General features: G+C 64.6%; 16 protein-coding genes. 5 read left to right on the forward strand and 11 right to left on the reverse strand.

Annotated features, from left to right (window positions below; all coding sequences use genetic code 11):
• The 5 genes from dld to L0G76_RS07960 all read right to left on the reverse strand — a co-directional run.
• The coding region (dld, locus tag L0G76_RS07940; RefSeq protein ID WP_304356758.1) for a D-lactate dehydrogenase at positions 1 to 1,094 on the reverse strand (1,094 nt) is incomplete at its 3' end.
• Between the two features lie 120 nt (positions 1,095 to 1,214).
• Complete coding sequence (locus L0G76_RS07945; RefSeq protein ID WP_304356759.1) at positions 1,215 to 2,543, reverse strand: replication-associated recombination protein A; 1,329 nt, start codon at positions 2,541 to 2,543, stop codon at positions 1,215 to 1,217.
• A gap of 130 nt (positions 2,544 to 2,673) precedes the next feature.
• The gene (locus tag L0G76_RS07950) at positions 2,674 to 3,924 is read right to left on the reverse strand and encodes an MFS transporter (protein WP_304356760.1); all 1,251 of its coding nucleotides are present in this window, start codon (positions 3,922 to 3,924) and stop codon (positions 2,674 to 2,676) included.
• Positions 3,924 to 4,598, reverse strand: a complete 675-nt coding sequence (locus tag L0G76_RS07955) for a GntR family transcriptional regulator (protein WP_304356761.1) — start codon at positions 4,596 to 4,598, stop codon at positions 3,924 to 3,926. Before L0G76_RS07955 ends, L0G76_RS07950 begins: the two co-directional genes overlap by 1 nt.
• 507 nt (positions 4,599 to 5,105) lie before the next feature.
• Positions 5,106 to 6,425: an FAD-binding oxidoreductase gene (locus L0G76_RS07960; protein ID WP_304356762.1), complete on the reverse strand. Its 1,320-nt coding sequence runs from the start codon at positions 6,423 to 6,425 to the stop codon at positions 5,106 to 5,108.
• Positions 6,426 to 6,537: 112 nt separating this feature from the next.
• On the opposite strand from L0G76_RS07960, the gene L0G76_RS07965 reads away from it, so the two are divergent.
• Complete coding sequence (locus L0G76_RS07965) at positions 6,538 to 7,518, forward strand: sigma-70 family RNA polymerase sigma factor (protein ID WP_304356763.1); 981 nt, start codon at positions 6,538 to 6,540, stop codon at positions 7,516 to 7,518.
• Positions 7,519 to 7,618: 100 nt separating this feature from the next.
• On the opposite strand, the gene L0G76_RS07970 is transcribed toward L0G76_RS07965, so the two are convergent.
• Positions 7,619 to 9,376 (reverse strand): FAD-dependent oxidoreductase, encoded by a 1,758-nt coding sequence (locus L0G76_RS07970; RefSeq protein WP_304356764.1) that lies wholly within the window; start codon positions 9,374 to 9,376, stop codon positions 7,619 to 7,621.
• 77 nt (positions 9,377 to 9,453) lie between these two features.
• Here L0G76_RS07970 and L0G76_RS07975 point away from each other — a divergent pair, with 77 nt between their 5' ends.
• Positions 9,454 to 10,413 (forward strand): LysR family transcriptional regulator, encoded by a 960-nt coding sequence (locus tag L0G76_RS07975; RefSeq protein ID WP_304356765.1) that lies wholly within the window; start codon positions 9,454 to 9,456, stop codon positions 10,411 to 10,413.
• Positions 10,414 to 10,482: 69 nt separating this feature from the next.
• A complete protein-coding gene (locus tag L0G76_RS07980; RefSeq protein WP_304356766.1) occupies positions 10,483 to 11,175 on the forward strand; it encodes a GOLPH3/VPS74 family protein in 693 nt (230 codons plus the stop codon).
• Between the two features lie 121 nt (positions 11,176 to 11,296).
• On the opposite strand, the gene L0G76_RS07985 is transcribed toward L0G76_RS07980, so the two are convergent.
• Positions 11,297 to 12,280, reverse strand: a complete 984-nt coding sequence (locus tag L0G76_RS07985; RefSeq protein WP_304356767.1) for an LLM class flavin-dependent oxidoreductase — start codon at positions 12,278 to 12,280, stop codon at positions 11,297 to 11,299.
• A 346-nt stretch (positions 12,281 to 12,626) separates the two neighbouring features.
• On the opposite strand from L0G76_RS07985, the gene L0G76_RS07990 reads away from it, so the two are divergent.
• Positions 12,627 to 12,833, forward strand: coding sequence for a DUF4396 domain-containing protein (locus L0G76_RS07990; RefSeq protein WP_304356768.1), 207 nt, complete (start codon positions 12,627 to 12,629; stop codon positions 12,831 to 12,833).
• Between the two features lie 55 nt (positions 12,834 to 12,888).
• Here L0G76_RS07990 and L0G76_RS07995 read toward each other — a convergent pair whose 3' ends face one another.
• The 3 genes from L0G76_RS07995 to L0G76_RS08005 form a co-directional block, all read right to left on the reverse strand.
• Positions 12,889 to 13,221 carry a cupin domain-containing protein gene (locus L0G76_RS07995; protein WP_304356769.1) on the reverse strand — a complete coding sequence of 111 codons (333 nt, stop codon included), beginning with the start codon at positions 13,219 to 13,221 and terminating at the stop codon, positions 12,889 to 12,891.
• A gap of 186 nt (positions 13,222 to 13,407) precedes the next feature.
• Complete coding sequence (locus L0G76_RS08000) at positions 13,408 to 14,058, reverse strand: copper resistance CopC family protein (RefSeq protein ID WP_304356770.1); 651 nt, start codon at positions 14,056 to 14,058, stop codon at positions 13,408 to 13,410.
• Between the two features lie 33 nt (positions 14,059 to 14,091).
• On the reverse strand, positions 14,092 to 14,607 hold the full coding sequence (locus L0G76_RS08005; protein WP_304356771.1) for a low molecular weight protein-tyrosine-phosphatase: 516 nt from the start codon (positions 14,605 to 14,607) through the stop codon (positions 14,092 to 14,094).
• A 129-nt stretch (positions 14,608 to 14,736) separates the two neighbouring features.
• Between L0G76_RS08005 and L0G76_RS08010 the strand changes: the two genes are divergently transcribed.
• On the forward strand, positions 14,737 to 16,683 hold the full coding sequence (locus L0G76_RS08010; RefSeq protein ID WP_304356772.1) for a M13 family metallopeptidase: 1,947 nt from the start codon (positions 14,737 to 14,739) through the stop codon (positions 16,681 to 16,683).
• A 223-nt stretch (positions 16,684 to 16,906) separates the two neighbouring features.
• On the opposite strand, the gene L0G76_RS08015 is transcribed toward L0G76_RS08010, so the two are convergent.
• A partial coding sequence (locus L0G76_RS08015) for a DUF1684 domain-containing protein (protein ID WP_304356773.1) occupies positions 16,907 to 17,956 on the reverse strand: 1,050 nt, incomplete at its 5' end.

A 17,956-nucleotide genomic window follows, 5' to 3' on the forward strand; every position in this document is an offset into this window, starting at 1 on the left:
GCGATGGAATCGGCGACGGTCTGGCCGAAGAACGGCAGCTTCGCGAACACTCCGTTGGCCCAGTTCTTCAGGGCGAAGAGCTTGATCTGCTCGCGACTTCCGGCATGCTTGACGGACACGAACGTGTCCTTGCCGTACTTCTCGGCCAGATCGAACGACGGCCGCCCCATGTACTCGCCGGAGATCGGCAGCGGCATGTCCGAGGTCAGGATCGCCCGGCGCAGGGCCTCGAGTTCGGCGGGGCTGTCGGTTCCGACGTAGAAGGTCGTCGAGTTCTTCTGCTTGGGGAAGGTGCGAGTGCGCGCAGCGAAGACCATGAGCTTGCCCGCCGACCCGGACACCTCGTGGAGGAACTTCGGATTGGCGTTGTACCGGGCGGGTGAGTCGGTGATCTCGCGGACGTGCTCGCCGTATTCGGTCTCCGTGGTGTCCTCCGGCGCAGGCGTGACATCGGCGGGGTCCCAGTCGCCGCGCTGCAGTCGATCGAGGATGTGGGCCGGATCCTCACCGAGGCTGATGCCCAGATGGTTGACGAGTTCGACCTTGCCCGCCTCGTTGACTCGGGCGAAGATCGCATGCTTCGTGAACGCCGGGCCCTTGCGGATCTGGCTGCCGCCGGAGTTGTTCGCGAGGCCGCCGATGACCGAGGCGCCGATCGAGGACGAGCCGATCACCGAGTGCGGTTCCCGGTCGTGCGGGGCCAGTTTGTCATCGAGCTCGTGGAGGGTCGAACCGGCCAGGCAGACGGCTTCACGTGCGTCGTTGATGAGGTGGATCTGATTGATCCGCAGCGTCGAGATGATGACGATCTCACGATCATAGTCCTGATCGCCTGGGCCCGAGCCGCCGGTCAGCCCGGTGTTCGCCGACTGCGGGATGACGATGAGGTCGTGATCGACGCAGACCTGCAGCGCCCGCCACATGTCGACGAGGCTGCCGGGCCTGAGGACGGCGAGCACGTTGCCGCCGCCGAAACGGTTGCCTTTGGCGTACGGTGCGGTGGCGCGCGCCGAGGTGAGCACGTGCCTCTTGCCCATGATGCCGACGAAGGCGCTGATGGCAGGTGATGAGGGCTGGCGTGATTGTCCGAGCATGGTGTCGTTCCCTATCCGGTCGTTGCGAGTTGCTGTGGTCTGCGAGTGCGGTGGCTGTGGCTGCGGTGGTGGCTGTGGTTGCGGTGGTTGCGGTGGTTGCGGATGCCGCCGAGGTGGCCCCTACGTTTTGGATCCGTCGTCGGCTTCGTCCTTCGCCCGTTTCTGAGCGCGCATCCGATGCCATTCGGACAGCTTGTCGCCGATGACGCGTTCGTAGCCGTTGCCGGTGGGCTTGTACAGTCGCTCCGGCTCCATCTCCTCGGGGAAGTAGTTGGCCCCGGAGAAACCTCCCTGCGTGTGCGGATCATACTCGTAGCCTTCCCCATAGCCGAGGTTCTTCATCAGCTTCGTCGGGGCGTTGAGGATATTCGCCGGCGGCATGAGTGAGCCGGTCTTCTTCGCCAGCCTCGTTGCGGCGTTGAACGCCGAGTAGACCGCGACGGACTTCGGTGCGGTCGACAGGTACACGACGGCTTGGGCGATGGCGAGTTCGCCTTCGGGAGACCCGAGCCTTTCGTACACGTCCCACGCCGCCAGCGCCTGGTGGACGGCCTGCGGGTCAGCGATCGCAATGTCCTCGTTGGCGAATCTGACCAGTCGCCGAGCGATGTACAGGGGATCTTCCCCGCCGTCGAGCATCCGCGCCAGCCAGTACAGGGACGCGTCGGGGTCGGAGCCGCGCATGGACTTATGCAGGGCAGAGATGAGGTTGTAGTGGCCTTCCTGGCCCTTGTCGTAGATCGGCGCGCGCTGCTGAACCAGGTCAGCTAAGCCAGAGGTATCGAGCGTCTCGCTGACAGTCTGGAGCTGCTCGATGAGGTTGAGCAGATAACGGTCGTCCCCGTCGGACATGGACACCAATGCCTGCCGCGCCTGCCCCTCGAGCGGAAGCTGTTTGCCGGCGGCCTCCTCAGCGCGTTCGATGAGGGTGGTCAGCGTCGGCTCGTCGAGGCGCCTGAGGACGAAGACCTGACAGCGAGAGAGCAGAGCTGAGTTGAGTTCGAAGCTGGGGTTCTCCGTGGTGGCACCGACGAGAACGACGGTTCCGTCCTCGACATAGGGGAGGAAGGAGTCCTGCTGGGCGCGGTTGAAGCGGTGGATCTCGTCGACGAACAGCAGTGTGCCCTGACCGATCTCTCGCCGTTTGGCGGCAGCCTGGAAGATCTTGCGGAGTTCGGAGACACCCGAGAAGGTCGCCGAGACTGGTTCGAAGGCGAGGCCGGTGTGATCGGCGAGCAGGCGTGCGATGGTGGTCTTGCCACAGCCGGGCGGCCCCCACAGCACCATCGAGACCAGTCGACGCTCGGCGACCATCCGGCCAATCGGTGCGTCGTGCCCGAGGAGGTGCTCTTGCCCCAGCACATCCCCGAGGGTCTCCGGGCGCAGACGGTCAGCGAGGGGCCGCCCGACGTCGTCGGGTTCAAACAATGACGGCGGTTCCTGGCTCACGGTGTCACCTCCATGTTCATAGCCTCGGTGCATCGATGGTTGCGCTGTTGCGGGCTGCCGTTCACGCTGGTACGGCTCAGTTTTCATCCTAGTTCCGTGGGGCAAGGGCCAGCCGTTCGATTCGCGGCCCTCACCACGGCCGGGTCGACGAGCGTGCCACCAGGCCGAGGCAGAGCAGACAGATCGCTGCGAGCACCGCCAAGGAGACGGCATAGGGCACGACCGGCAGGAGGGCTGCGAGCACGGTGGGCAGCAGGAACCCTGAGTAGGCCAGCGAGTAGTACACTCCGGTGATCCCGGCGAGGTCGTCCGGTTCGGCGATCGCCTGGACGAGAATGAGCCCGGCGACGACGCAGATGCCATACGCGATGCCCAGGACGATGGCCACGACGAAGGCGAGGATCGGATCGGCGACCAGCGCAGCCACCACGGCGAGCGCCATGCCGACGGTCATCAGCACGAGACCGACGACGAGTGCGCGCCCGCCGGTCCACCGGTTGATTCGCGGAACGCTGTTCTGCACGAGCGCCCCTGCTCCCAGGGTGGCGACGGTGAGCACGGTCGCGTACAGCGTCGTCCACTCCCCCAGCTCGTCCTGGACCAGTGCCGGCATGACCGCGTAGGCGATTCCGGCGGCCCCGAAGACCCATGGGGCCGCCGGAATGATGAGTTGGACGAAGGTGCGGTGGCCGACCAAGGGGATCCGCAGACCCCTCCACCAGTGCTGACTCGAGCGCTGGCCCTTCGCCAGGGATTCGGGCGCGCTGAGCAGAATGAGCAGGGCCACGACGTTGAGCAGTCCGTGCACCGCGTAGGGGATCATCTCAGGCAGGGGTCCCCATTGGGCCAGGCAGCCGGTGACCGCAGCACCGACGGCGAACCCCATGGTCAGAGTCAGTGCCGGGCGGCGAGCGCCGGCGGTGATGTTGGCCTTGAGATCGAACGGCGGGGCTGAGAGCTCCTTGATCCAGCTCGTGCCCACCGACATCGCGACCCCGACGCCGACGCCGGCGAGCACGCGCCCCGCGCACAGCAGCCAGAAGAGGTCGGCACCGAGGCCGAGGAGGACGCTGCCGAGGATCGCCGCGATCGCTCCGGCGATGAGGATCGGTTTGCGTCCGCGTCGATCCGACAGCGCCGAGGCGATCAGAAGTCCTGGTACCAGTCCTCCGACGTACATGCCCAGCAGGAGGTTGGCCTGCCAGATGGCGTAGCCGCCGTCGGCTTCGTACATGTGCACGAGTGGGGTGAAGTGGTTGCCACCCCACGCGAGCAGGAAGATGGCGGGTGCGACGCGAAGCCAAGCACCACCTCGGCGAGGGTGAGGTTCGTGGTCAGCGACTGTCGGTGCCTGTGCGGTCAGTGCGGGATTGGATTTCATCACTTGCTGTTCTGGGGAAAATGGGAGGCCTTGATGTGCAGGCGGACGAGCTTGCCGAACTCCGTGGCGTCACCACGCTCGGCGAGGTCGGTGAGTTCGGCGTGCTCGTCGAAGAGTGGGTCGAGTGGGTTCGGGTTGTCGATGACGACCTGATAGGTCAGCCGGGCCAGGCGTGGTCCCATGGTGGACAGCATTTCGTCGACGACCCCGTTGCCGCCGCTGCGGATGATGCGGGCATGAAAGGCATAGTCGAAACTGGCGAAGTCGAGCGAATGCTCGGCTTCCAGCGCCTTCTGCTGCCGGTCGAGAAGGGTGCGCAGGTCTCTCGCCAAGGGCGCGAAGTCGCTGTCGACAGTGAACATTTGGACGGCATCGATCTCGAACATCGCACGCACGGCAAGCAGATCTCGGCGTTCCTGGCGCGTGACGGTCGTGACGATGGCCCCCTTCTTCGGCACGAGGCGAACGAGTCGCCAGCGTTCGAGTTGAAGCATCGCTTCACGCGCCGGGGTTCGGCTGGCCTTCTGCGCCTCAGCGAGTTCGGCCTCGGTGAGGAACTGGCCCGGCTCGTAGCGCTGCTCGATGATCTCGCGGGCGGCCCACGCAGCTATCCGCGCAGCGATCGGAGAAGAATCGTCGGTGCTTTCCCACGGGAGCGTCAGCAGATGGTTCATGCCTCCACGCTATCAGATGCATGCATTGATAGATGCATGAAATCGCTACCAGGCGTGAATATCAATGATCCTTGGCGCTCGGACGTCAAGGATGGCTTCCCTTCAGTGTGAAGAATCATTGACATCGCAATCGGACCACGGGAGGCAGGATGGAAGTTCAGACGTCGAGCCTCAAACAGGTTCGCAAGGCGGCCGGCTGCACGCAGGCTCAGCTCGCCCACCTCACAGGCGTAGCGCGCCAGAGGATCATCTCGCTCAAGAAGGAATCATGGCGAACACCCGCCAACACAAGCTCAAGCGGGCCCGCCTCGAGGCTGCGCGGGCGACCGAGGTCGAGGACGAGGACTGGACCCCGCATCACCCGCGACAAAACGACCCGCTGCATCGGGGTGAAGTGGCACTACCTGCATGCGATGCGCGGCGCAGCGACAACCGAGCGGAGCTGCCAAGGTGCACGGCCACCTCGGCGGCTCCCGTTCCGGCCAGAAAACGCCACACGCGGCGAGCTCATTTCAGGTTGCTGAAGTTCCCGCGGAAAACTCCGGTCGAGTCTCGTTCCTCCTTGAGTCGACGCAACCGCACAAGGGACTCTTCGGGCAGAGCGTCGGCGAGGCTCTCGCTCGGGTTGAGAAACGTCACGGGTTTGCGACCGGTCGTCGGCAGAGCCTGGGCCAGCTCTGCCTGCTTCGCCGTGATCGACTCGGCAACCTCCTCGGTGGTGGGCAGTCCGAACATGTAGACGCTGAACTGTTCTCTCAGGGCGCCGTGCGGATTGTCGCTCGGCCGGGCCAGGGCCCCGCCCAGGTGTCTGACCTGCACCGACAGCAGAGGAACAATGGGCGTTTCGAGCAGTGCGTCAAGGGCTGCGTCATCGAGTGAGGTGCGCAATTTCGCGCGGGCGCTGCCGGGAGTAGGATCGGTCGGTTCGGCGGTGATTGCCCCCAGATCTGCCACGCTCATCGGTGCGCGGGTGTCCGAAAGCGGTGCCGGCAATGCTTCGGTCGCGCGCATCAGACTGCGGGCCTCCGCCTCCGAGCCGAGGTAGGTCGAGTCGATGGCGACCATCGGTTCGGTTCCCGGGAAGCTGAGGAGCTCCAACCACAGGTTCAGAGTCTCCGGGGCGGTTGCCGTCAACGACCGGAACACCTCGGCGACCTCCCTGGCATGGGCGACCGGCCAGAGTTGGCGCCCGCCGAACACCTCCGGGGCCTCGTGCAGTTGGACTTCGAGTCCGGTGACGATGACGAGTTCGCTTCCCGCGCCTCGCAGTGCCCAGAACAGGTTGGGGTCCGTATCCCCTGTGATGCGGCGGGCCTGCCCCTCGGCATCGACGATGTCGAAGGCGCGGATGCCCTCACCCACCCACCCGAAGGATCGCCCGAACCAGCTCAGGCCACCTCCAAGGGCGACTCCTGCCACCGTCACTACCGGGGAGCTGCCCGGCAACCCGGTCAGTCCGTGCTCGGCCGCTGCGGCCTGCAGGTCCCCGGCCTTCGTCCCGGATCCAATCGTTGCCGTTCGCTGGATGGGGTCGATGGCGATCTGGTTGAGTCGGGTGGTCCGCAGCAGAATCGCTCCGCTGGCCCGTCCGGTCGCGCCGTGACCAGACGGCTGGGTGGCGATCGACAGGCCCTTAGCCCGGGCACAGCGCACGAGGCTGCTGATGTCGTCAGGGTCAGCAGGCTCGACCACGGCGAGGACACCTTGGTCGATGGCGCGATTCCACGGCCTGTGGATCTCGTCGAATTCGGGGCTGTCGGGAACCCAGACGCCGCCCTGGACAGCGGCTCGAAGCTCGTCAAGAATGGTTGTCGGCAGAACAGTCACAATGACTCCTTGGCTGGTGTTGGTGCGAATGACAATCAGACCGACTCATGCCGGACCTACCCATAAGTCGTTCCCCACCACAGAAATGTGACGAGCCACCACCAGGACAACCATGACAACGGAACCGACACCATATTCCCTCGCCGAGGTGGCCGCTCAGTTCTCTGGCCACCGCCCCAAATTGTTCGCCATCGCACACCGAACATTGGGATCCCCATGGGCCGCCGATGACGCTGTGCAGGAAACGTGGATTCGCCTGCAGCGCGCCGACGTCCGCGCCATCAACAATGTCGAAGCGTGGTTGACGACGGTGATCTCTCGAGTGTGCATCGACCTCATCCGCCGCGACGCCGCGAGACGCGAAGACCTGCGGTGGGGAGGCTCGTCGGAAGACGCAGTGTCCGATGACTCCGCTCTCATTGGAGGTCATAGTGGGCATGACGTGGACAGCGTCGAACCGGGCGGCGCCGGCGCCCGCGCACACCTCGATCGCCCGGAGGACAGTGCCCTGCTGCGAGATGATCTCGCGGCGGCCCTACACATCATTCTCGACACGCTCGGACCTTTGGAGCGGCTGGCCCTGGTCCTGCACGACATCTTCGTTCTGAGCTATGACGATATCGCTCCCATTGTCGATCGCACGCCTGTCGCTACGCGTCAGCTTGCCTCTCGTGCACGTGCCAGACTGCGCACGGTCGACGCTGCGAGCATCCAGCTGCGACAGGAATCCGCGATCATATCCTTCCTCGAAGCGGCACGGGGAGGGGATTTCGGTGGCCTTCTGCAGCTCCTCGACCCGGAGATCGAACTGCGCAGCGATTCTGTCGCCGTCGGGCTCGCCGGGGCGGGCGAAGAATTCGGTGCCCCGCTCCTCGATCGCGAAGTCGCTGGGGCTGACGCCGTGGCCCGAGTCTTCAACGGCCGCGCCCTGGCCACTCAACTCGTTCACATCGATGGTGCTCCCGCTGCCGCCTATGTCACCGACGGCGTCCCCCACGCGATCTACCTGTTCCGCTTCTCACATGACATGATCTCCTCCGTCGAAGTGCTCGCCGCCGAGGAGATCCTGGCCGGCCTCGAACTCGTGCTCTGACGCAGGGCCGCTCTACAGATACCTGAGGGCGGCCCTGCTACGGCGCGCGACGTAGCAGGGCCGCCGTCAGGTGTCTCTGGAGGGGGCGTTTCGGGGGACGTTACTCGACGAGTTTGCCGACCTGGCTGATCTCCTCGCCGCGCATGAGTTCGGCGACCTCGGGGTCGACGGCGGGGATGTCTTCGCGCACGACTCCGGTTGATGGTGACCAGACGAGGTTGACCTGCAATTCGGGGTTCTGCTCTGGGTAGTCGCTGCGGTTGTGGCAGCCGCGGGTCTCCCTGCGTTCGAGTGCGCATTCCAACGTCGCCCTGGCCGCGAGCGCCGAGGATTTGAGGTCGAAAGCGTGCGAGAGATCGGCATATCCGGCGATGTCGGGGTGGATGCCCACCTGACTCATCCGCGCTTCGATGGCCGCGAGCTTCTCGAGGCCGGCGAGCAGCCCGGCCTCGTCGCGGACGACTCCGGCATGTTCTGTCATGAGGTTGCGGATCTCGCGCTGCAGGGCGCGGACATTCTCCGTGCCATCGGATGCGAGCAGATCACCGATCTCAGCCCGCGCCTCGGCGATGGCATCGTGGGAGCGCACCTGCGTCTCGAGGCCATCCGAGTACGCGATCGCGGACCGGCCGACGATGCGACCGAAGACGAGGAGTTCGATGAGCGAATTGCCGCCGAGGCGGTTGGCCCCATGGAGGCCGGACGATGCCTCACCGATGGCCCACAGTCCTTCGACGTCGGTGCTGTGTTCGACCGGGTCGACCCACACTCCGCCCATCGAATAGTGCGCGGTCGGCGCGATCTCGATGGGGCTGACGGTGATGTCGAGCATCTGTGTTTCCATCATCGTCTGGAACACGCGCGGCAGTCGGTTCATGATCGTCTCCCGGGGGAGATGGGAGACGTCGAGCCAGATTCCGCCGTTCTCGGTGCCGCGGCCCTCGGCGATTTCTGTGTAGGCGGCCAGGGCGACGCGGTCGCGGGTGGACAGCTCCATGCGCTCGGGATCGTAGCGTTCCATGAACCGCTCCCCCAGGCCGTTGCGCAGGATGCCTCCCTCACCGCGGGCGGCTTCGGAGACCAGGGTGCCCGCGGCGTTCTCGGGTTCGATGATGCCCGAGGGGTGGAACTGGACGAGTTCGGCGTCGCGCAGTCGGGCTCCGGCTTCGACTGCCAGGCGGAAGGAGTCACCGGTGTTCTCATCGCGTCGGGATGAGGTGCGGCGCCAGATCCGATTGTGGCCACCGGCGGCGAGGATGACCGCGTCGGCATGGATCCGGTATCGGGAGCCGTCGATGACGTCGAAGCCGAAAGCGCCGAAGATGCGGCCGTCGGCGACGAGCAGCTTCGTGATGTAGACGCGGTCGAGGATCGGGACGTTCAGGGCCTCGGCACGATGAATGAGGGTGCGCTGAATTTCGAGTCCCGTGTAGTCACCGGCGAAAGCGGTGCGACGCCAGGTATGGGCGCCGAAGAAGCGCTGCGAGATCCGACCGTCGTCCTCCTTCGCGAAGTCCATTCCATAGCGCTCCAGGTCGGCGATGCCTTGGGCTGCTCCCTGGGTGACGATTTCGACGGTTCGGGGGTTGGCGAGGTCATAGGATTCCTTGATCGTATCGGCCGCGTGCTGGGCCCAGGTGTCCTCGGGGTCCACGGTGGCCAGCGCGGCATTGATGCCGCCGGCCGCCAGCGAGGTGTGGGCGTCGTCCTTGGGTCGCTTGCCCACGGCCAGAACGTCGACGCCGGACTCGGCAACCTCGATCGCAGCGCGGAGGCCGGATCCGCCGGTGCCGATGACCAGCACCGAGGTGGAGATCGTGTGTTCTTTGGTGCGGGCGCTTCCCCGTGTGGTGTTCATGTCTTCTACGCTAGGCTCGCCCCCTTCATGCGTCCAATGCATTGTTTCGCTTGACTCAATAGCGATATGCTATGTGTATGAATCTGGAACAGCTTGCGAGTTTCGTCGAGGTTGCCAACACCGGGCATTTCACGAAGGCTGCCGCAGCTCTTCATCTGGCACAACCCTCACTGAGCCGGCAGATCTCAACGCTGGAGAAGGAGCTCGGCTCCGAACTTTTCCACCGTGCACATGGACACATCACCCTCACCGCGGCAGGCGAAACTCTCCTGCCGAGTGCACGACGAATGCTCGCCGACGCCGAGGCGGTTCGCCGTGACATGGACGAGCTCGCCGGCCTGCGCAAGGGTCGCATCCGCCTGGGTGCGACCCCGACGCTGTGCGTCAGCCTCGTCGCCGAGGCGATCAGCAGCTTCCACCACGAGCACCCCGGGGTCGAGCTCGAGCTGGTGGAGAAGGGTTCGCGGGAGCTCATCGAGGCACTGGGCGCCGGCGAACTTGACCTTGCGCTGATCACTCGAACGCTGAGTCCCAGCGCGCAGATGCCCCGGCTGCGGATGCAGGGGGTGTTGAGTGAGGACCTGGTCGTGATCGCTGCTGCGGAGTCGCCGCGGGACGGTGCTGCACTCCTGCACGGTGACACGGTCACTCTGGCGGAAGTTGCCGCACTGCCTCAGGTGCTGTTCCATCACGGATACGATCTGCGCGAAGCCACCTCGGCGGCCTTCGACGCGGCGGGGCTGGCGCCGAACATCGTCGTCGAAGGTGCGGAGATGGACGCGGTGCTGCGCTTCGTCGAACGCGGCCTGGGCATCGCGGTCGTCCCGGCCATGGTTCTCGTCGACCGTCCCCGCCTGACCTCGGCACAACTGGTGGAACCGAGCCTGTCGCGGACGATCAGCCTCGCCACCCGCGCTGACGTACGGCCGACCAGGGCCGCCTCGGCGATGGAGACGACGATCCTCGACACGGCCCGAACCCTGGCCGAGGAGGACGCCGGGCTGGTGGCGCATGTGCGATTGGCTGAAACCATCTGACAGTGGGCCGCATGACCGTGGACCGCATGACCGTGGACCGCTTGACGTGGGCCACATAGAATGTTGTCCATGGACGATCGGCTTCTCATCGCCGAGGAGGTCATGCTCCTCGTGCTCCCTGACAACGGCAAGCTCGGCATCGAGTTCTCCAGTGCCGAATATCCTCTCACCGGCGCTGTGCTCGTCGAGCTCGCCATGCGCGGACTCATCGACATCCGGAGTCAGGGCAAATCCGACAAGAGATATGTGCGTGCTGTGGGAGCCTCGAGCCCTTCGGATCCTCTGCTCGCGGATGCGCTGGCTCACCTCGGCGAGGACGAGCACGAGGTGTCCTCACTCATCGGCAGGTTGGTCCCGAAGATCCAGGACACTGTGCTGGGGCGCCTGGCCGAGCGTGGGATCATCGAACGTGAGGAGGCGAGGTTCCTCTGGGTCTTCCCCACCACGCATTGGCCGGAGAAGAATGCCCGGCCCGAGGCGGAGCTGCGGGAACGTGTCAGCGAAGTTCTCGTGGGTCGGGCCGAACCCGATGAGCGGATCGGTTCGATCATCGCGCTGCTGTCTGCATCGCAGCTGATCAAACAACTCAGGCCGCCGCTGCCCTGGGACAAGACGGTCGAGAAGCGGGTCAAGGACATCGAGAAGGGCAGCTGGAGCTCGGCCGCGGTGTCGGAGGCCGTCAACAGTGTGATGCTCGCGGTGACAGCCGCGATGGTTGCGATCACCGCCGCGACCGCCGCCACCACTGCCGCCACGATGTGATGAGCCGACCGGTGGGCATACTGGCGACAGTGTCCCGAAGCCGGCGCGGCGAACCCGCCTGTCGCTTCCGGTGCCTCAGCTTTCGCGACGGTGCTGCGAACCGGTGCTCAGAACCAGGCGCTCAGAACCAGGCGTCGGCAAGCAACTTCAGGGAGCGCTCCGCCACAGCAGGGTCGTAGGCGTAGGTGACGGTGATGAGCTCATCCGCTCCCGTACGCTCGATGAGCTCCGACATCTGACGAGTAGCTGTCTCGGGTGAGCCGACAGCGCTGATCGTCAGCATCGGGTTCTCACCGCCACCGTCGAGTTCTCCGGGATCAACCGGCGGCTGCAGCTGACGGCGACGCCCCCGGCCGATGTCGGCGAACATCTGCTTCACCGACGTGAACTCGCGCTGAGCCTCGTCGTCGGTCTCGGCCACCATCACGTTGACCCCGGCCATGACGTAGGGCTTGTCGATCTGTGCGGTGGGCGCCTCGGTGGTGAACGACTCGCGGTAGACGCGGATCGCCGCATCAATCTGATCAGGGGCGAAGTGCGAGGCCAGAGAGAACGGCAACCCCAGCTGACCGGCGATCGCGGCGCCGTTCGTCGTCGAGCCCAGCACCCAGATGGGGACATCGGTGTTGGCAGAGACAGCGGATTCGATCGGAACGGTGTGGGCCTTGCCTTCGGGTCCGAACCAGCCCTGCATGTCATAGATGTTCTGAGCAAAGGACTGCGGTTCTGCCGAGGAGCGGCTCAGCGCCTGTGCAGTCATTCCGTCTGTGCCGGGCGCCCGTCCCAATCCGAGGTCGATGCGGTTGTCGTGGATATTGGCCAACGTTCCGTACTGCTCGGCAACCATGAGGGGAGCATGATTGGGCAGCATCACTCCTCCTGAGCCCACCCGAATCTTCTCGGTGACCGACGCGGCTTGGGAGATGAGCAGCGAGGTGGCACTGGCGGCCAGGCCCATTGTGTTGTGATGTTCAGCGAACCAGAGACGCCGGTAACCCAGCTCATCAGCGACACGCGCAGCGCTCATCGAGGCGTCGATGGCCTCACGAGCCGTGGAGCCGTCACGGATGGGAACAAGGTCGAGAATGTTCAGAGGAGTGGACAAAGCGGTGGGGTCCTTCGTTCGGGAAAGCAAAAGATCAGTCGGTCAGGACAACAGCGGCTCGGTACAGTTCTATTCCGTCCCACCCGTGACTTCAGATCCACCAAGCAGATGAATCAATCTGCTTGTCCAATCAGGACGACTTCGGATCGATGGTCCCATCGGATCGATGGTCCGTGCCTGGTGAGCGGGTCTGCTCGCCAGGCGCGTGCAACCGGGTTGAAACAGGGCATCGTGTTCGAGTTGATCACTTCTCACCCGTATAGGTCGGGCACGTCCCCAGGGTCGGGTCGGTGTTCTGTTCACACACAACGGCACAAACACCTGCGTCGGCTGCTCGCTGGGGAATATGATCGGCGCTCCCCTCGTCTTCCTCACGGGGATTGTCATCGCCGGCTGGATGGCGTTGGTGTCCCTGGTCTTCTTCGCCTCACCGCCGGAACCCGATTCTCCGGTGTTCTGGCTGATGATGCAGATCGCGATGATGCTGGGCTTCCTCACCAGCTTTCCTGCCAATTGGATCCTGGTCAGAAAGGGCGTCAAGCACGCCATGTAGCATCTCTTCCCACACGCGTTCAGGCCCAGCGATCGGGATGACGCGGCACCCGGGCTCAGGGGAGTTTTGCGACGGTCAGGACCACTACGGAATCGTGGACGGCCTCCACCGAGTGGGCCGCATCGGGGATGAACATGAGGTCGCCCGGTGAACCGTTCCATTGAGCTTCAGGCCCGATGAGGGTCACTCGCCCGTGCAGCACGTGCAAGGTCGCCTCCCCCGGGTTCTCATGCTCTTGCAGCTTTGTCCCGGCGCGCAGAGCGATCATCGTCTGCCGCAGGATGTGTTCATGACCGCCGTAGACTGTTTGGGCGCTGCGCCCACTCGAGGCTCCTTTGGCGATCTCCAGCTGGTGCCGCATCAACGCCGTCAACGATACTTTCTGCACGAGAACTCCCTGTCATGTGGACAACTCTGTCTCCGGCCAACCACGGTCGCAGCGCAACACGCGCTCATCATCTCTGCTGACCAAACTATCAGAACGGCCGCAGAGCCGGAACGAGCCGAGGCCCCGGGCGCTTTCGCTCCCAGGGCCTCGGCCTTGTGTTCAGTTGCCGCTGTCGCGGTTCTCGTCTCAGTCGTTCTTCGGACCCTCACCCGAGTCATCACTCTTGGTGGTGCCGGGCAGGCCCTGGGCCTTGCGGCGCATGAGGAGGACGACGATGACGATGATGGCCAAACCGCCGACACCCAGCAGAACGATCATCGGGGTGGACATGCCGGAGTCGCTGCCGGTCGATTCGCCGATCTCGCCACGTTCTTCGGTGTCCTTGCCCGGTTCGTCGACGACGCCGCCGCCGAGCCCTGCCTGTGAGGACTCCTCAACCGAACCGCCGGCACCTTCGGCATCGGCAATGGTGAAGTCGAAGTCGCCGGAGATCGGGTGGCCGTCAGACGACACCACGCGCCAGGTGACCTTGTAGTCGCCGGGCTTAAGGTTATCGGGCAGTGCAACGGTCACCTTCTTGCCGTCGGCGGTGAGTTCACCTGCAGAGACGTTCTCGCCGTCGATGACGACCTTCACCTCGGAGCCGACCTGCTGGATCTCTCCGGAGAAAGTCATCGTGATCCATTCCGGCTGCTGGTCAACCGTCGACCCGTCCTCGGGGTTCGACGAGACGAGCTGGTCGTGGGCACTGGCCGGGGCAAATGCAAAGACACTCAAGGCAGCCACCAGCAGGGCGGCGAAGCCGAGCTTGAGAGCGGACCACTGTGTTCGAGTCATGTCAGTTTTCTCCTTCAACAATTACCTTCAGTATCACCGAGTCTGCTCGGCCATAGAGCGCAGATAGTCTGTGATTCCCGGCACGGACACTTCTATTGTCTCAAGAGTTTCTTCGAAATTCTTTAATTCCCCCGCCCACGGGTCGTCGACGTCCGATGCGGGTGCATCGACGGCCGCCTCCTGAGCCACCCGCGGATCGAATTCGCGTAGCATACGCAGCTGGGGGCGCACCTCGGCGGGGAGGTCTTCGATCAGGTTCTGCAGGGCACGATAGTGCCTGAGGGTCATCGCGATCGCCACGTCCCGGTCGGCCAACCACGCGGACGTGATCTGCCGGGCGACATGATCATCGGTGCGGTAGCCCGCTGTTGCCAGCACCCGCGCCTGGTGCGGGTCGATGGGGTTGCCGGCTTCCTCGTCGCTGATGCCGGCTGAGTCGACAACAGCCTCGGCGTCGTTGATCTTCAGATGATGCTGGAGCACGCGTTCGGCGGTGACCGAACGACAGATGTTGCCCGTGCACACGAACACCACGGATGCCACTCTCATACGTTCCTCCTCGTCGACCCGGTACGGGCCACTGCCGCGGACCGACCGGCGCATCCGCACCGGTGTCTTCCGCCCGTTCTGCCTATTTCCTCCACCCATTCTGCCTACTGATCACGATACTGTTGCACCATGACATCAGTTACATCGAGCGCTTCACCGCGCCCTCAGGACGATCTGTTCCGCCACACCAACGGCGAGTGGATCGACTCGTTCACCATCCCCGACGACCGCGCCGGCGACGGTGCGATGCGCGAACTCTTCGACACCGCGGAGACCAAGGTCCGCGACATCATCACCGCCGTCTCCGGCTCTCCGCAGGAGCCGGGCAGCGAAGGACAGAAGGTCGCCGACCTGTACTCCTCGTTCATGGACCTCGACCAGATCAACTCACTCGGCGTCGCTCCCCTCACCCCCTCCTTCGCCGCCATCGACGCGGCCGAGGACAAGTCCGAACTCGCCAACCTCCTCGGCCGGCTCGAGGTCGAAGGCATCGGCGGGGTCCTCGACGGCGGTGTCACCGCTGATGCGAAGGACTCCGACATCTACGCCCTCTACCTCCACCAGGGCGGCATCTCCCTGCCCGACGAGGACTACTACTTCAACGATGACCACGCCGAGGTGCGCGTGAAGTTCGTCGACCACGTGAAGAAGATGTCGGCCCTCGGCGGGCTGGGCACCAAGAGCAGCATCTCCGACGCCGAGGTGGCCGCCAAGGTGATGGCGTTCGAAACCTCCCTGGCCCGCCACCACTGGGACCGGGTGGCCTGCCGAGACGCGGAGAAGACCTACAACAAGGTCACCCTCGAACAGCTGCGCGAGCTGGGGCCGGGCTTCGACTTCGACTCGTGGTTCTCGACGCTGGCCGCCGACGTCGACGGTGAGCTGTCTTACCTGATCATCGGCCAGCCCTCCTTCGTCACCGGCATGGCCGAGGTGTGGGAGCAGACTGATATCGAGACGATCAAGGTCTGGCTGCGCTTCTCGGTCCTCTCCGCCACCGCCTCACTGCTGAGCGATGAGATCGTCGAGGAGAACTTCGACTTCAACTCCCGCACTCTGTCGGGCACCCCTGAACTGCGGGAGCGCTGGAAGCGCGGTGTCGGACTGGTCCAGGGCCTCCTCGGCGAGGCGGTGGGCAAGCTCTACGTCGCGGCTGAGTTCCCGCCGGCGGCCAAGGACGCGATCGATCACCTCGTGCAGATGCTCATCAAGGCCTACGACAAGTCGATCAACGAGCTCGACTGGATGAGCGAGGAGACGAAGCAGAAGGCACTGGTCAAGCTCTCGAAGTTCACTCCGAAGGTCGGTTACCCCGAGGTGTGGCGCGAATACCCGGCCGCAATCGATTCCTCGGATCTGGTCGGCAATATCCGTCGCAGCGCCCGTGCCGAACATGCGCGTCAGATCAAGCGCATCGGCAAGGAAATCGACCGCACCGAATGGCTGATGACGCCGCAGACCGTCAACGCCTACTTCCATCCGGTGATGAATGAGATCGTCTTCCCGGCTGCGATCCTGCAGCCGCCGTTCTTCGACGCCTCCGGTGATGTCGCGGCGAACTTCGGGGCGATCGGGGCTGTCATCGGCCACGAGATCGGCCACGGCTTCGACGACCAGGGTTCACGCTATGACGGCGACGGCAACCTCGTCGACTGGTGGACGGCCGAGGACCGTGAACGCTTCGAGGAACGCACCAATGCACTCATCGCCCAGTACGAGGCACTGGTCCCGGCGGGTCTCGACCCATCGCAGCACGTCAACGGTGCACTGACCGTGGGTGAGAACATCGGCGACCTGGGCGGACTGTCCATCGCCTGGAAGGCCCTCGAGCTGGAGCTCGAACGCGAGCCCTCAGCGGAGGAAGCCGCGACCTTCTTCGAAGCGTGGGCGAAGGCCTGGCGGGCAAAGATGCGCACCGAGGAGCGTGTGCGACGGCTGAGCATCGACCCGCACGCACCGGAGGAGTTCCGCTGCAACCAGGTCGTGAAGAACATGACCGCCTTCCACAACACCTACGGCGTTGAAGAGTCCGACGGCATGTATCTGGCACCCGAGGAGCGCGTCACCATCTGGTAAGCGGGGCAACCTCGTGCCAACGAGGCAACCTGGCAACCCGAAGGGCGCTGGGCAACCTTTCCTGGGGTTGCTCAGCGCCCTTAGGGTTACTGAGATGCTCAGATGCCGAAAGTGCGCGCCCTCCGGTGCCTCAGCGGCGCTTCGGCGGCGGTGCGACGCTGGCGTACGCCCACCCCACGGCGGTCGGCGCTGAGGTGCCGCCCACCCCACAGAGGTCGGCACCTCAGCGGTGTTGGCGGATGAGGCTGACCATGCGGTAGTCGAACTCCTGCCAGCTGTTGATCGGGGCGTCGGCCTCCATCGCGGCCTCGAATTCGTCGATCTCGTTGAAGTCCGACTCCATGGGGATGTCATAGGGCATCTCGACGTAGAGAAGTCCACTCGCATCGGTGTGCACAACGTCGAATCCGGCCGTCCTGGGAGCCAGCTCGTTGTTCATCACGATGAGCAGCTTGCCGTCAGTGCCCGCGTACTCCTGCTCGATGCCGTCGACGTACCCCTCGGATTCGCGCAGTTCACGCTGCGCCCGGATGACGAACTCCGCATAGGCGCCGATGCCGATCACTGGGATGCGAGAGGTCAGGGCCTCGGTCGCGACCTTGATCAAGCGCGACCGCGCCTTGCGGGACAGCGGGGTGACGTCGGCTCCGGACATGGCAACACCGTCGAAGCCGACCAGGGATTGCGCGACGTCGTCGTGGTTCGGGTTGAGCAACGTGATGTCGAGTCCGAAGCGTTCGTACCACGGCCGGGTCATCTTGGAGCTTTCCTCGTCCCACCACACATAGAAGAGGAATGGCACGTTGATGCCGGCTTCCGCGAAGTAGAACGGTGGGGTGCGCTCCCCCGCGGTGACGTCGAAAGGGACGACGTTGCCGGCGATCGGAGCAGGGCAGGTGGCGAAGGCGGTGAATGCGAAGGGGTAGTCGACGGCGCGGTTGAAATCGACGACCAGCGAGCCGTCCTGGTTCGGGATGCCCAGGTCGAGGGTTCTCCACGCAGGTGTGGTTGTCTCATTCGTGGAATCGTGGAAGTCCAGCTGCAGGCCGCTGGCGGGGTTGCCGGTGGCCAGGAGTTTCACCTCGCCGGCTTCGCTGGTGAAAGACACGATTCCGACCGCCGTGGTTTCGACGTTCAGGTCATCCTGCGCCGTCTTGATCGTGTGTACCTGGGCGGTCTCGAAGGGTGTGAACTTGGCGAGGAACACGAAGTCCGGGTTCGGGTCGAAGACGGGAACTTCGAAGAACTTGCCCAGCAGCGGCGACTTGGAATC

It is taken from the genome of Brevibacterium picturae (genome assembly GCF_030453725.1).
Classification (GTDB): Bacteria; Actinomycetota; Actinomycetes; order Actinomycetales; family Brevibacteriaceae; genus Brevibacterium; species Brevibacterium sandarakinum_A.